Source organism: Thermoactinomyces vulgaris, assembly GCF_005886755.1.
GTDB classification, from domain to species: domain Bacteria; phylum Bacillota; class Bacilli; order Thermoactinomycetales; family Thermoactinomycetaceae; genus Thermoactinomyces; species Thermoactinomyces vulgaris.
This window is the reverse complement of record NZ_CP039710.1, coordinates 938,881-953,980: the sequence shown is the minus strand read 5'-3', so window position 1 is coordinate 953,980 and position 15,100 is coordinate 938,881. Positions and strand designations below refer to the sequence as shown.

13 protein-coding genes are annotated in these 15,100 nt (G+C 49.9%); 4 read left to right on the top strand and 9 right to left on the bottom strand.

What is annotated here, in order from left to right; translation table 11 throughout:
- Nucleotides 1–19 precede the first annotated feature (19 nt).
- The gene (gene qoxB / locus FA954_RS04930; RefSeq protein ID WP_049720411.1) at nt 20–1,915 is read right to left on the bottom strand and encodes a cytochrome aa3 quinol oxidase subunit I; all 1,896 of its coding nucleotides are present in this window, start codon (nt 1,913–1,915) and stop codon (nt 20–22) included.
- Nucleotides 1,916–1,989: 74 nt separating this feature from the next.
- Nucleotides 1,990–2,877 (bottom strand): cytochrome aa3 quinol oxidase subunit II, encoded by an 888-nt coding sequence (gene qoxA / locus FA954_RS04925; protein ID WP_049720367.1) that lies wholly within the window; start codon nt 2,875–2,877, stop codon nt 1,990–1,992.
- Nucleotides 2,878–3,237: 360 nt separating this feature from the next.
- Between qoxA and FA954_RS04920 the strand changes: the two genes are divergently transcribed.
- Together FA954_RS04920 and FA954_RS04915 are read left to right on the top strand one after the other, a co-directional pair.
- Nucleotides 3,238–3,813 carry a TlpA family protein disulfide reductase gene (locus FA954_RS04920; protein ID WP_052186670.1) on the top strand — a complete coding sequence of 192 codons (576 nt, stop codon included), beginning with the start codon at nt 3,238–3,240 and terminating at the stop codon, nt 3,811–3,813.
- Between the two features lie 246 nt (nt 3,814–4,059).
- Nucleotides 4,060–4,287: a hypothetical protein gene (locus tag FA954_RS04915; protein WP_037994623.1), complete on the top strand. Its 228-nt coding sequence runs from the start codon at nt 4,060–4,062 to the stop codon at nt 4,285–4,287.
- Between the two features lie 107 nt (nt 4,288–4,394).
- Here the strand turns inward: FA954_RS04915 and FA954_RS04910 are convergent, their stop codons facing one another.
- On the bottom strand, nt 4,395–5,429 hold the full coding sequence (locus FA954_RS04910; protein ID WP_062843138.1) for an acyltransferase: 1,035 nt from the start codon (nt 5,427–5,429) through the stop codon (nt 4,395–4,397).
- A 405-nt stretch (nt 5,430–5,834) separates the two neighbouring features.
- On the opposite strand from FA954_RS04910, the gene FA954_RS04905 reads away from it, so the two are divergent.
- The gene (locus tag FA954_RS04905; RefSeq protein ID WP_138614907.1) at nt 5,835–7,220 is read left to right on the top strand and encodes a peptide MFS transporter; all 1,386 of its coding nucleotides are present in this window, start codon (nt 5,835–5,837) and stop codon (nt 7,218–7,220) included.
- Between the two features lie 36 nt (nt 7,221–7,256).
- Here the strand turns inward: FA954_RS04905 and FA954_RS04900 are convergent, their stop codons facing one another.
- Nucleotides 7,257–7,556, bottom strand: coding sequence for an AzlD domain-containing protein (locus FA954_RS04900; protein ID WP_037994628.1), 300 nt, complete (start codon nt 7,554–7,556; stop codon nt 7,257–7,259).
- Complete coding sequence (locus tag FA954_RS04895) at nt 7,549–8,265, bottom strand: AzlC family ABC transporter permease (protein WP_049720369.1); 717 nt, start codon at nt 8,263–8,265, stop codon at nt 7,549–7,551. Before FA954_RS04895 ends, FA954_RS04900 begins: the two co-directional genes overlap by 8 nt.
- Nucleotides 8,266–8,513: 248 nt before the next feature.
- Here FA954_RS04895 and FA954_RS04890 point away from each other — a divergent pair, with 248 nt between their 5' ends.
- The gene (locus tag FA954_RS04890; protein ID WP_138614906.1) at nt 8,514–8,921 is read left to right on the top strand and encodes a hypothetical protein; all 408 of its coding nucleotides are present in this window, start codon (nt 8,514–8,516) and stop codon (nt 8,919–8,921) included.
- 52 nt (nt 8,922–8,973) lie between these two features.
- Here FA954_RS04890 and cydC read toward each other — a convergent pair whose 3' ends face one another.
- From cydC to FA954_RS04870, 4 genes are read right to left on the bottom strand one after another with little or no spacing between them, the layout of a single operon-like run.
- A complete protein-coding gene (cydC, locus tag FA954_RS04885; protein ID WP_138614905.1) occupies nt 8,974–10,743 on the bottom strand; it encodes a thiol reductant ABC exporter subunit CydC in 1,770 nt (589 codons plus the stop codon).
- Entirely contained in the window at nt 10,740–12,464 is a 1,725-nt protein-coding gene (cydD, locus tag FA954_RS04880) for a thiol reductant ABC exporter subunit CydD (protein WP_037994730.1), read from the bottom strand. The genes cydC and cydD overlap by 4 nt, the downstream gene beginning before the upstream one ends.
- Complete coding sequence (gene cydB / locus FA954_RS04875; protein ID WP_037994635.1) at nt 12,464–13,480, bottom strand: cytochrome d ubiquinol oxidase subunit II; 1,017 nt, start codon at nt 13,478–13,480, stop codon at nt 12,464–12,466. The genes cydD and cydB overlap by 1 nt, the downstream gene beginning before the upstream one ends.
- The gene (locus FA954_RS04870) at nt 13,464–14,873 is read right to left on the bottom strand and encodes a cytochrome ubiquinol oxidase subunit I (RefSeq protein ID WP_138614904.1); all 1,410 of its coding nucleotides are present in this window, start codon (nt 14,871–14,873) and stop codon (nt 13,464–13,466) included. The genes cydB and FA954_RS04870 overlap by 17 nt, the downstream gene beginning before the upstream one ends.
- Nucleotides 14,874–15,100 lie beyond the last annotated feature (227 nt).

Below are 15,100 nucleotides of genomic sequence, written 5' to 3'. Positions count from 1 at the left end.
TCCCTCCTTCTTCCTTTGATCAACCGGCCCTTAAATCTTTTTCAATTTCTTCCACCTGGATATAATGATCGGCGTCATAATCGTTGAACGTGCGCCACAGCATCGATCCGAAGATTCCCAACAAGCCGATGACCACCAAGAGATACCATTCAAAAACAAACCCGAATCCGGCAACAAACATGAACGCCGCAAAGATGACCGGCATTCCGGTGTTATTCGGCATATGAATCGGTTGAAGCGGCTCGTCGCTGTCTTTGCGGTTTTCTTTTTTCCGGTACCAGAAGTCATCCTGCTTCTTCACCACAGGAATGCGGGCAAAGTTGTAATGCGGAGCCGGTGACGGAATGGACCATTCCAACGTGCGTCCGTTCCACGGATCCCCGGTCGTATCCCGCTCGCCGTAACGCGCACTGTAATAGATGTTGTAAGCCAGGATGAGAAAACCGATTCCCATCACGAAAGCGCCCACGGTGCTGATAAAGTTGCCCGCCGTCCAACCCGCTTCGGCCGGATACGTGTAAATGCGCCGCGGCATCGCCTGGAAGCCCAGGATATATTGCGGGAAAAAGCAAAGATGAAACCCGATGAAGAAGGTCCAAAACGACCATTTCCCCAGCCGCTCGTCCAGCATATGCCCGAACATCTTCGGCCACCAGTAAGTGAGTCCCGCCATACATCCGAAGACCGTTCCGCCGATTAATGCATAGTGGAAGTGGCTGATCAAAAAGTACGTGTTGTGGAATTGGTAATCCGCCGCTGCTGCCGCCAGCATCACACCGGTGATCCCGGCGATCAGGAAGGTGGGAATAAATCCGGTTGCCCACATCATCGGCGTGGTGAATTCAATCCGTCCTTTGTGCATGGTAAACAGCCAGTTAAAGATTTTCACACCGGTCGGAATGGCAATCAGCATGGTGGTGACGGAAAAGACCGAGTTGATCCAAGGTCCGGAACCCATGGTGAAAAAGTGGTGAACCCACACGAGAAAACTCAATCCCGTGATCAAAATCATCGACCAAACCATGGCGCCATATCCGAAGAGCCGTTTTCTGGCAAAAGTCGTAATCACATCCGAGAAAATCCCGAATGCGGGCAAAATCACCAGATACACTTCGGGATGTCCCCAAATCCAGAACAGGTTGGCCCACATCATCGGCATACCGCCGCCGTCAATGGTGAAGAAATGGGTGCCGAACAGCCTGTCCATGCTGAGCATCGCCAAAGCAACGGTTAAAACGGGAAACGCAAAGACAATGATGACAGATGCAATCATCGTCGACCAAGTAAACATCGGCATTTTCATCAGTTTCATTCCCGGTGCACGCATCTTGATGATCGTGACGATAAAGTTGATCCCGGTCATCAAGGTGCCGATCCCGGATATTTGAAGTCCCCACAGATAGTAGTTGATTCCGGGGCCTGCGCTTAAATCATTGCCTGCCAGCGGAGTGTAGTTGGTCCATCCGGCATCCGGAGACCCCCCGATGACAAAGGACAGGTTGAAGAGCATGGCTCCGGCAAAAAACAGCCAGAAGCTGACCGCATTCAACACGGGGAACGCAACGTCCCGCGCACCGATCTGAAGCGGAACGATGATATTCATCAAACCGATCAGAAACGGCATGGCCATAAAGATGATCATGATGGTTCCGTGCGTCGTAAAAATCTCGTTATAATGCTGGGCATTGAGAAAATTCATATCGGGCAGGGCCAATTGGGTCCGCATCAACAGTGCGTCCACCCCGCCCCGGAAAAACATCAACAACGCACAAATCAAATACATAATCCCGATTCTTTTATGATCCACCGTGGTTAACCATTCTTCCCACAGCCAACGCCACTTTTTAAAGTAGGTCAGCACAAACAGAATTCCCAATGTGACAAGAACAATGGATATCTCCGCAATGACAATCATCGGTTCATTGGTAATCAAAAACGGGTCCGGTATCTTAAACTTGAACAGATCCACTTCGTTAGCCCTCCTTTGCTCTAATGGTGGCTTCCATGGCTACCGTGATGATCAGTGCCTGCGGAGCCCTGATGATCCGATCCATGGGCATTTGTTTTTTCTTTTTCTTCCGGGAAAGAAGAGTAAGTTTTCTCCTCCACCAGTCCCGGTTCGAGCAACTGCTGATACTCCGTCTCCGTCATGGCCGGTGCAGATTTTTTCACGCTTTGCACCCATTGATCAAAGTCCGGAGCCTGAACGGATTCCACATCAAAGGTCATATGCGTAAATCCTTCACCGGAAAAATTGGCGCTTCTGCCCTGATACACGCCCGGCCGGTCCGCCTCCAGCCACAAAACCATCTCCATATCCGGCATCGTGTACTCTTGTCCGCCCAATTCAGGGATCCAGAAAGAGTTCATGGGCCCGACCGCATTCAATTCGAATTTGACCGGCACCCCGGCCGGAATCTTCAAGTGGTTGACAGTGGCAATCCCTTGTTCCGGATATTTGAAAATCCATTTCCAGTCAGCCGATGTCACCTCGATCACCATCGGTTCCTTGTGAGGACTCGGGGATGTTTCCAAGTCAAACGTGGCCTTCACCGTGGGGACGGCCAACAAGGCGACAATCACCACCGGGATCAAGGTCCATACCACTTCAAGCTTGCGGCTTCCCTCAATATCCGGCGGCTCGTAACCTTCGTTTTCCGGCTTTGCTCTGTATTTCACAATCATGTAAACAAACAAGACGGAAACCGCGACGAAAATAATCATCATCAAAATCACAGACCACAAGATCAAGTCATACTGTTTTTGTGCCACGGGACCTTGCGGATTCAAAATGCCTGTTTTCATCGAACAGCCCGTCAACAGAAACAGGAACAATCCCGTCAGCGGCATCCATCGCAGCAGGCGCTTTTTATTCATTGCTGATACCCCATCCTTCCTTGCGTAAATAAACATCATCGCCTGAATACAATAGAAAGAATATTTTTACAAACAATGGATAAAAATAGTAAACTCTCACAATAATTGCTTACGGTTTTTACTAGAGACATTGTATAGAAAAAAATGTGCAATTGATCACATGAAATATGACATTTCCGTAAATCTTTTCTTGAAAATGCCAGGAAAATGATGGTTACTCATAAAATTTTTTGTTTTTCGGCCCGATTCCGCCGGTTGTTGTTTATATTTTTATAAAAACTTCCCATCTTCGTTCTCCTTTCCTTTTTCCGTGCCGACCGCTACAATAGGGATAAATTGACGGAAGGAGCTGACACGAGGATGGACAAGAAAAAGCCGCTGCTTCAGATCTCCCTTCTGCTCATCCTGGCCGTCCTGACCGTTTATGCGATCTGGTCTTTCAGGAGTTCCCCCTCCAAATCCCAAAACCCGCAAAACATGACCGCCGAAGAATATATTGCGTCCCATGCGCTTCCCAAACAGTCCCAAGCGCCGGGATTTGAGCTGCCCGGCATTTTTCAAGAGACGGTCCGGTTTTCCGCGGACTCCGGTAAACCCGCGATCATTAATTTTTGGGCGACTTGGTGCGAAAACTGCAAACGGGAGATGCCGCTGTTGGAGAAGGTTTACCAATCCAAACAGGATCAAGTCCAAATCATCATGGTTCACACCACGCATCTGGACCGGAAAGAGGCGGCACAACAATACATAAAACAGCATGGCTACACCTTCCCGGCGGGTCTGGACACGGATGGCCGGGTTTCCGATCTTTATCGCGTGTCGGCCTTGCCCCAAACGTTTTTCATCGACAAAAACGGGCGCATCATCCACCACCAAATCGGCGAACTCACCCCAGCCGTGTTGGATCAACAACTTTCCAGGCTGATTGAACCGTAAAACACATAAAAAGCGGGATCTCCGCGGTTGGGAGATTCCGCTTTTTCATTCGGCCTCAAAACCGAAATATACAAATAAGAAGATAAAAAATTAAGATTAGCAAATATTTTTATCTAATTCCCATAATTCATTGCATCAAACGGCTTCTATTTCTTATACTTGTACTAGATACCTGTGAATCATCGTTCACCAACCGCCCCCGACGGATCAACGGGTTCGTATTCAGAAGATCGGAGGAAGATCAAGGTGAAGCGTAAAATTGTTTTGAAGTTGGATAACAACGCCAAACAGATTTTGTTGCACGCTTTAAAGAAACATAAGACTTTGCGAAAGGTGGAATTGAAGCGAAACCCGGACAACAGCTGCCCTTCCCTTTATTTTGATGAAGCGAAAATTTTGGAAGATTTGGCGAATCAAGTGATCGAACAGTGGAATCAAGCATTGCCCAGCATCCCTTCCACCCCTCGCAAATAACCGGTTCAAGGCGATGTGTTACCGGCACCGCCTGATTCAAAACATCCGTCCCGTCGTTTCGCTCCGGCAAAGGGAGTCCGTTCAGGATTCCCTTTTCATTTCCCGTATTATTTTCCCGTGATCAGATAATGGTAGGGAAGACGCTTCATCAGCTTGGCCAATCCCAAGGAAAAAAGCGTCACGACGAACAACATGATGAAAAACTCCGTCCAGGAGGCAGCGGGGAACAGCTTGGAACTGACTTGGCTCCATAAGTTTAACAACATCGGATGAATCAAATACAGGCCAAACGAATATTTCCCCAACGTATACATCCAGGAAAACTTCCATTTGCAAAACATCTGATACAGCAGCATCAGCGTGCAAATCGAATAAGCAAAAACCGAATAATTAAAGAAGCCGGTGTGTTTGCGGACGAATCCCTCGATCATCATCGCAACGGCCGAGGCCAGATAAAAGAGGACCGTCGCCGAAAAAGGGATTTTTTTGACATATTGGTATACTTGGTCGGCATGTTGGCCGATCCAACCGCCCAGACAAAAGTAGAATAACCAAACCGGAAAGTAATACATGGCATTTTGGTTATAGGACGCAAGCCACGGCAACTTGTCCACCACTTCCCACCAAGTCATGCTTCCGGCGATCACATTCACGAGCAGTGAGAAGGCAACCACCGTGATGCCTCCAAACTTGCGGAATGCCCAGATCAAAACGGGAAGCAACACATAAAATTGAACCATGACCACCAAGAAATACAAGTGATAATAGGCGCCTCCCGTAAAAATCGCCTCAATGCTTTTGATTCCCGGCCCGGGAACGGTTTCCGGATGAACCATTTTTCCGTAAATCAGATAGATGACCGACCAGATCAGATAGGGAATCAGGATATACATGGTGCGCTTTTTAAAGAAGCTTTTGACCGGAAACGGTTCATTGTCATAGTACCGGTAGAACAAAAACAAGCCGGAGATCATAAAGAAAACCGGAACACAAAACCTGCCCAACTGATTGATCGCAAAAAACACGCCCCCGTCTGTCAATTGATGAAATGAACGCATGCTAAAAGCGGTTACATGAATCAAAATCACGGCCAAAATGGCGACGCCTTTCATGTAATCCGCTTCTTCAATTCTTTTTTTCATCCCGATCCTCCTCTTGCTGCAAAACATTTCCCCAATCCTTAAGACACAGCCAATGCACTGATAAACAAAAAAATGATCCCTAAAAGGGATCATTTCATCTTCATCTCCAGCATAACATATTTGCCCGCAACAATTAATAGTCAGAAAAATTTGTCCATAAGTTTTAAATATTCATCCAAGATCTCTTCCTCGCTTGGCAATCTTTTTCCCAATCATTAACCTTTGACGAACAGAAATATTTCCTTTAAAATTTTCAAAGATAATATTCGATGTTTTTTCTATAATTGTTCCAAAATTTTAACGGCAAGCCTTTTTTTCTGCTGGATTTTTATTTTTTTCCAAAGTATTTCACTTAATCAATCAACCAGCCAGGCAATCAGGCAACATTCAAGGAGGGATCATCACATGGAAGCAGCAGTGGAAATCGAAGAAAACATAGCGGAATCGGCATCCACGAAAAAACATCCTCCCGGACTCAAACTGCTTTTTTTCACGGAGATGTGGGAACGATTCAGTTACTATGGATTGCGGAGTTTGTTGATCTTGTATTTAACCGCCAGTCTGGCCAGCGGCGGTTTGGGATTTGATCCTGCGACCGCATCGATGATTTACGGCTTTTACACCGGCGCTTGTTATTTCACACCGCTTGCCGGCGGCTGGCTGACCGACCATTTCATCGGAAAACGCCTGGCCATCACCATCGGGGGTGTCACCATGGCGCTCGGAAACCTGGTGCTGTTCATTAACCAGAGTCAGGCGGCGTTATATATCGGACTGGCGCTGATCATCCTGGGGAACGGTTTCTTTAAACCCAATATCTCCACCCTCTTGGGCGAACTTTACAGCGAACAAGACAAACGGCGCGATGCAGCGTTTACGATTTTTTACATGGGCATCAACCTGGGCGCCTTGTTTGCCCCGCTCATTTGCGGTTTTTTGGCCGAAGATTTCTTTAAAACCACCGTCAACGGAGTGGTGCAATACGGCTTTAAATACGCTTTTCTTGCCGCTGCCATCGGAATGATCGCGGGACAACTGGCTTTTAACCTGTTGGGAAAACGCTATTTGGGGGACATCGGGATGAAACCGGCCGGCAAGAAAACGGCCGCCAATCCCAAAGCCAACGAGCCGTTGACCAAAAAGGAAAAACAACGGACGCTGGCCATCATCCTCATCACTTGTTTTGTCGTCTTTTTCTGGGCCGGTTTTGAACAAGCAGGAAGCTCCATGACGCTTTACACCCGGGACTTTATCGACCGGACCCTCTTCGGATGGGAAATCCCCATTTCCTGGTTCCAATCGGTCAACCCGTTGTTTATCATTCTGCTGGCACCCTTGGTTTCCATGCTGTGGACCAAACTGGCCAACTCCAAGCGGGGAGATTTGCCCGTTCCCATCAAAATGGGGCTGGGAATGGTTCTTTTGGGCACAGGCTTTTTGATTCTGATGGCTGCCGTGCTTCAAACCGGCAGTGATGCGGAACATATCACGGTCAAAGCCAACCTGCTGTTTATTGTGTTCACTTATTTGTTCCATACCTTGGGAGAACTTTTCTTGTCTCCGATCGGGCTTTCCTTGGTCAGCCGCATTGCGCCGGTCAAACTGGCTTCGCTTCTCATGGGAGTCTGGTTGGCCAGCACCGGGGTGGCCAATATCTTGGGCGGCCAAATCGCTGCACTGACCACATCGTTCGGCTTCATGGAGATTTTCGCCATCATTGGAGGACTGGCCATCTTCTTCGGCCTCTTGTTGATTTCCATCAACCGCATCCTGGTGCGGATGATGGACTGACCGGAAAAAAGGGAGGGAACCAGGTTCCCTCCCTTTTTATCCGCCTTTTAAAATCATGACCGTTAAAATCGAACCGGCAATCACCAACAGAACCGGGGCGCGAAAAACCGCCAACAGGGCGGCGACCAGACCGCCGATCAGTCCGGTGGAAGGATTTTCGGCATCCACGCTTAAGATCCCGGGAAAAATCAAAGCGCCCAGTGCAGCATAAGGAATGAAGCCCAACCAGTCATTCACCCGTTTGGGAAAAGTGAAGCGCCCGATAATGAGGACCGGCAACCATCTCGGGATCAAAGTCACCACTGCCATGCCGAGGATGATCAAGAATTCATTCATCAGTCTCCCTCCGTTTCAGAACCAAACCTGCCAGGCTTCCCAATACGGTTGCCAGCACAATCGACCAGCCGCTGCTTGTAAATTGGCTGAAAAGGTAACAAAGAAGCATGGAAAGAACGCTGATCAACCCGATTCTCCAGTTCTTCCGCACGGATGGCACCAACAGCCCGATGAACATGGCATACAAAGCAATGGACATGCTTTCCCCGATGACCGGCGGAATAAAATCCCCGAGGAGCGCGCCCGACAAGGTGCCAAAAATCCACGATCCGTAAGCGGTGAGCATCAAACCCGCCAAAAACCCGGGACCGGCTTTTTCTTTATGAAAAGAAGCCACACTGAACGTTTCATCCGTGATCCACGAAGACAAAACCCACTTCCATTGATTCGGGACGGATTTTATTCCGTTCATCAGAGATAAACTCATGATAAAATGCCTGAAATTTAAAATAAAGGTCGCCAAGATAATCTCCATTGCCCCCACTCCGCCTGCCAACATCGACACGGCCATGAATTGGCTGGCTCCGGCATAAACCATGACACTCATCAGCACCGTGTGATAAAGAGAAAGACCGGATTGGGTGGAAATCAGGCCGAAAGCAACCGCCACCGGGAGATAACCGATGACGATGGGAACGGACTTTAAGACTCCCTCCGCAAAACCCTGTTTAATCCCCCGCCATGCTTCATGCCCCTGCTGATTGATCATCTGCTTGTCCAATCCTTTCAAGCTGATTCAACAAAAGTTTTATTTATTAGTATATTATAAGTTGATATAAAAAGACAGGAAACTGATTTGGAGCCAAAGCATCATGTTGTGCGGACCGCCGCGCCCGACCGGACGGTTGATCGGCTGCATCAAAATCTTTTTGGTCTTGCGATAAATCTCACAAACCCATCGGCCTTTCCATGATAGAATAAAATGTTCACCATCACTCAAAGAAAGGAGAAGCATTCTTGAACCGGATCATGCTGTTTCTTCATCTCTTGGGAGCCGTCGGCATGGGCTTCTATTTGTTATTGCCCTTCTTCTTGCGCAAAACGTGGTTACAAAACCGGGAGGTTCTGCAAGTTTATTACTGGATGAACTTCACCGTCCAATGGATTTTGGTCGCTCAATTCGTCACGGGCCTCATCATGTATCTTCAAGGAAATTATCCGGTATTGTGGATCATCCTTGTGGCGGTTGTATTTACCGGTGTGGGCGCATTTGGCGGGATGTTCGGATATTATTGCCGGAAAGCTCCCCCGTCCTTTGAAGAGGACCGGACCGGCTGGCTGAAAAAAGTGCGCTTTCATGCCATCCTGACCTCGATTTGCATGTATCTGATCCTTGTGTTGATGAAATTCCCATATGGTTGGTAAGAAAACAGCCTCCTTTGCTCCGGGCTTAAACCCGGGACAAAGGAGGCTTTCTTCATCGTCCGGATCCACTGGCTTCTTCCGGCATCACCGGACGATCCAAGTGATATAAACGGCGGTAACGTGGCAAACAGGCAAGCAGTTCTTCATGCGGACCGATCATTTCAATCCTTCCGTTTTCAATAAAGACCACCTCATCCATTTTTTCCACTCCCGTCAAATGGTGTGTAATCCAGATCAGGGTTTTTCCGGCGGCAACCTGAAAAATCGTCGCAAGCAAATCCCGTTCCGTCCGGGGATCCAGTCCCACCGTCGGCTCATCCAAAACCATCACGGGCGTGTTTTGCAGCAATATCCGGGCCAATGCAATCCGTTGCCGTTCCCCGCCAGAAAATCGCTCTCCCGTTTCCATCATCGGGGTGTCATACCCCAGGGGCAGGGATTCGATCAGTGCATCCAGTCGGACTTGCCGGGCCACCCGGCGGACTTCTTCATCGGTCGCATCCGGTTTGCCCAGCCGGATATTATTGGCTACGGTGGTGTCAAACAAATGCGGCCGCTGGTTTAACACGGAAATCACTTTTGAAATTTCCCCGCCGAACCGGACGGCATCCACCCCGTTGATGGTCACCTGTCCGCGTTCGGGAGCCAACATGCCCCGGATCAGTTTGATGAGGGTCGACTTTCCGGCTCCGCTCCGTCCGATCAATGCCACTTTCTTCCCGTGGGGAATATCCAGGGAAATGTTGTCCATGCTCCATTCATCAGCACCTTCATACCGATGGGACACCTTTTTCAACCGGATATCCGCTTTTTGTTTCGCCTTTTGCAACTCTTCTTCCGCAACTTCCGGTTCGGATGGCGGAACGAAACCCGATCTGCCGAAACGATGTATCCTGTTCAGCGAATGGCGGTATTGCGGAATTTTTTCCACGGCTTCGGACACCGGAAGAAACACATCCGTCAACGGAAAGACAATCAACGTAAACGCGGCAATCATGGGGGCGGCAAGTTGGCCGTTTTGTGCGTGGCCACCGGCCCAGGAAACCATGAAGATCACCAGGACTCCGAGCATGATTTGTCCGACCAGCGTTCTCCACTGCTTCCAGCGCTTTAACCTTCTCTCCTCAACAGCCAACCGGTCTTCATCCGCCTCATGCGACGCAATCAATTCTGCCGACCGCCCGCTGATCACCCAATCCGAAAGCCCCATGACCGCATCCGTCCACTCCCGGTACAAACGGTTCCGGTTTTTCCTCATGCGGCGCTGCCTCACCTGTGTCACCCAAAGCGAGACAAGCGGCAAAAGAACCACCAGGAAAAACAGATACAAAGCCATCCAAAGGGCAAACGAAAGGTCAAACGTTCCCAAAGCCGCAACGGCCAACCCGTAAATCACCAGCGCGGTCACCGCCGGGAAAATCGTCCTCACATACACATCCTGCAATTGTTCGATGTCATCGGCAAGCGTCCCCAACATATCCCCTGTCCGGTAACGGGAGTGAAGGAAAAGTGCCTGCGGTTCCAAGATCCAGTACAGACGGACACGCATCTTGGCCAGAATGCGCAACACCATATCATGGCTGATCAACCGCTCCGCATAATGGAGCACCGCACGCCCGATCCCAAACGTCCGAACCAGAACGATCGGCACATAAACCATGAGAATGTTTTCCGGACGAAGCGCCGATTTGGAAATCAAAAAACCGGAAGTAAACATCAGGGCCGCCGCACAACCGGCCGTCAAAATCCCCAATCCAATGACCAGCAAAAACCGCAGACGGTGAGACCGGAGATAAGCGAAAATCCATTGTTCCTTTTTCATGCCAACCCTTCCCTTTGCGCTTGAAACAACTGATAATACAAGCTTTTTTGCGCCAGCAGCTCCTCATGGGTTCCGGTTTCAACCACTTTCCCCTTGTCCAGCACCAACACCACATCCATGTGCGGCATCCAGTGCAGCCGGTGCGTGGCCAGGAAGACGAGTTTGTTTTCAAACAAACGAAGCATCGTTTCTTTCAGTTCATACTCGGTCTCCACGTCCAAATGTGCCGTCGGTTCATCCAACAGCACAACGGGGCGGTCGTTTAAAAAAGCCCGGGCCAATGCCACCCGCTGTTCCTGGCCGCCGCTTAACGATCTGCCGCCGTTTCCGACGATTTGATCCAATCCGCCGGGCAATGTTTGAATCAGTTTCGTGAGGCCGGCGGACGCTGCCGCTTTTTCCACTTCTTCCCGGGTGGCGTCCGGCTTGTAAAACCGGATGTTGTCTTCCAAAGAGGCACTGAACAAATACGGATGTTGCGGGATGTACGTCGTTTGCCCGCGCCATCTTTCTTCCATCAAAGACGAGAGCTTTATTCCGTTGATGCAAACCGAACCGGACTCCGGCCGCTTAAAGCCGGCCAGCACATCGATCAATGTCGATTTGCCGGCTCCGCTCTCCCCGACGATCCCCACCTTTTGAAATCCTCGGATCTCAAACGACACCTTTTCCAAAGAAGCCGATCCTTTTTCTTCATGGCGAACCACAAGCGAAGTGAGCGACAAGAAGCTGTCTTTGTCCCAGACAAACGAAGCGGGAAGCTTGGCAGTGACGGGTTCTTCTTTTTGTCCGATGATCCCGAAAATCGCTTCCCCTGCTTCTTTTCCGTCCAATGTGGCGTGGTAATCCGCTCCCACCATCCGGACCGGCAAGAAATACTCCGGCGCCAACATCAGAATGGCCAGTGCCGTCGCCAGCGACATGTGTCCTTTGATCAGTTCAAGTCCCAGATGCACCGCCACCGAGGCCACGGAAAGCATGGTGAAAAACTCCAACGCAAACGAGGACAAAAAAGCAACGCGCAAGGTGCGCATGGTCGCTTCCCGGTACCGGTTGCTCACCCTTTCCATCGTGTGGCCGTGTGCCCGGCTCCGCCCGAGGAATTTCAACGTTTCCAGTCCGCGCAGCGAATCGACAAAATGATTGGATAAAACCCGAAACGAGGCCATCTGTTTTTCCGTATGCTTTTGCGCCGCCATACCGACAAGAATCAAAAACACGATTAAAACGGGCAGGGTCACCGTTAAAATCAGACCGGAGGTCACATCCAGCGTATACACATAAACCAACAGGAGGGCCGGTGTCACGGCGACGGAAATCATGCGGGGGAAAAACAGTTCCAAATACGTGCGAAATTGCGTGACACCTTCCAACACCAGCGTCACCAAGTTACCCGTCCCTTCCCGTTTGGCAAAGCGCGGCCCGTTTTGCACCAGCTTTTTCAGGAGTTGTTTTCTCACCCCGGCTCCCGTCCGCTCCGCAAAACGGGAGGCCGATTGATCCATCAGAAACTGCATCCCGTGGCGCAGAAGGAAAAACACCAAAAACAGTCCCATTAAAACAGCTTGCTCAGCCGGCGGCTCCCCGGCAAACAAAGCCGAAACCACACCGGAGAGCCACTTCGCCGCCATGATGATCGCGACACTTTGAATGACTGTCATGATGAAAAGCTTCAAGAGGAAGCCCTTCACCCCTTGAAGCTTCAACCAATTGCGGTTCATCAATATTCCAAGTGCTCCTTTTCAGACAATCTTTTGCGGAAAATGTAGTAGTTCCAAATTTGGTATCCCAACACAAAAGGCAACAGCGTCAAAGCCACGATCGTCATCACTTTCAGCGAATACGGTCCGGAAGCCGCATTATAAACCGTCAGGTTATAGGCACTGTCAATGGAACTGATCATCACGCGGGGGAACATGCCCGTAAAGACCGAGGCAATCGCGAGGGTGATCACCGTGCCCATCATGCCGAAAGCCCAGCCGTCTTTTTTCTTTGAAATCATCGCTCCGGCCACCAGGAAAGCCGCCGTCCCTAACAGGAACGTCACGGTCAGAATGTCCCCGCGCACGTTAAACAAATCGGTTTTTAAGCAGGTCATGCCCCCAAACGCCACCAGCAACATGGCCAGCGGAACCAACAGGCGTTTGGCCAGTTTCCGCGCCCGGTCCCGCAAATCCCCCGTCGTCTTCAGCGTGGCGAACAGGAGACCGTGCACAAGGCATAAAACGGTAACCGTCACGCCGCCGGTCACGGTGTACAAGTTAACCATGTCAAACAGCCCGGCATTCAGTTCCATCTGATGATCCACGGGCAACCCTTGGATCAAACCAGCAAACAAAACCCCGAACAAAAACGGAGGCAACAAACTTCCCCAAAAAATCACTTCATCCCAGGTTTTTTTCCACTTTTCGCTGTTCACTTTCCCGCGGAATTCAAAGGAAACGCCCCGGCCGATCAAAGCCAGCAGGACGATCACCAGCGGCAAATAATATCCGCTGAACAGCGTGGCATACCAGTGCGGAAATGCGGCAAACATCGCACCGCCGGCAGTCAGGAGCCACACCTCATTCGCATCCCAGAACGGGCCGATGGCATTGATCAAAACCCTCCGCTCCCCGTCCGTTCTGGCCAGAAACTTCGTCGACATCCCGATCCCAAAGTCAAATCCCTCCAAAAAGAAGAACCCGACAAAGAGCACGGCCACCAACACAAACCACAATTCATTGAGATACAGCATGGCGTTGTCCCCCCATTTCAAACGGGTCTTCCGACTGGGCTTCCTCTTCAACGGCTACATGCGGCCCTTTTTTAATGACCCGGACAAACAAGTAAGCCATCACAATCGCCAGGATCGTGTAAATCGCCGTGAAAGCGATGAGCGAAAACAGCACTTCCCCTGCCGTCACACCCGGCGAAACACTGTCTGCGGTAGTCATGTGCCCGAAAACCGTCCACGGCTGGCGGCCGATCTCGGTCATGATCCATCCCGAAGCATTGGCGATATGCGGAAGAGAAATGGCGAAGACCATGATGCGGTAAAACCACGGTTTCACATCCGGCAGTTTTTTGCGCAAGGCCTGGTAAGTTCCGTACATTCCCAACAGGATCATCGCCACGCCGGCCCCAACCATGATCCGGAAGCTCCAGAACGTGGTTCTTACCGGCGGAATATAATCTCCCGCTCCATATGTCTGCTCATATTTTTGTTGCAGTTCCTTCATGCCCTCCACCGATCCGGAAAACTTGCTGTAGGTCAAATAGCTGAGCATGTACGGAATTTTAATTTCATATTTATTCTCCATCGTTTCCGGATTGATGACGGCAAAAACCGTCCACGGCGCAGGATCCTCACTGGTCTCCCATAACCCTTCACTGGCCGCCATTTTCATGGGCTGGGTATGCATCAGGTACTGCGCTTGCTGATGTCCGAATATTGCCACCAGGAAAGATGAGATGAGTGCAACGACAATTCCGATGTGGAAAGATTTTTTAAAGAATGGGACATCTTGTTTTTTAAGCAGCTTGTAAGCACTGACCCCGGTCACCAAAAACGCCCCGGTCGCCAACGCCCCGAGCACCGTGTGCGGGAACTCCACCCACAATTGCCCGTTTGTAATGAGGGCGAGAAAATCGTTCATTTCCGCGCGGCCTTGATTGATGGTAAATCCGACCGGATGTTGCATGAACGAATTGGCCGCCAAAATCCAAAACGCCGACAGTGTCGTCCCGATAAACACCAGCCAGATGCAAGCCAAATGCAATTTTTTGGACAACCGGTCCCAACCAAAAATCCAAAGCCCGATAAACGTCGACTCCATAAAGAAAGCCAACAACGCTTCAATGGCAAGTGGCGCACCAAACACATCCCCGACAAACCGGGAGTAATCCGACCAGTTCATCCCAAACTGAAACTCTTGGATGATCCCGGTCACCACACCGACGGCAAAGTTGATCAAAAACAGCTTTCCCCAAAACTTTGCCATGTTTTTGTACTCTTCTTTGCCTTTGACAACGTACATCGTCTCCATCACAGCAATCAAAAACACCAAGCCAATGGACAAAGGCACAAAGATAAAGTGATAAATCGTCGTCACGGCAAATTGAATTCGTGACAAAGTGAGCAAATCCATTTGCTTCTCTCCACCTTTCCCGCCAATTTGCCAATCACGTTGGCTTTAATCCTTCTCACCTTTATTATGGCATGAAGCGCTGCCAATTTTTGCGGGCGAGTATGGCTTTTTTGTGAAAAAAATCACATAATCACCCAAAGAATAAATCCCTTTTTCCACCCCGGAATTCAAGTGAATATCCTGATTTGAAATCATACATCCCCCATAATCCTTTTCCGGAAGAAAAC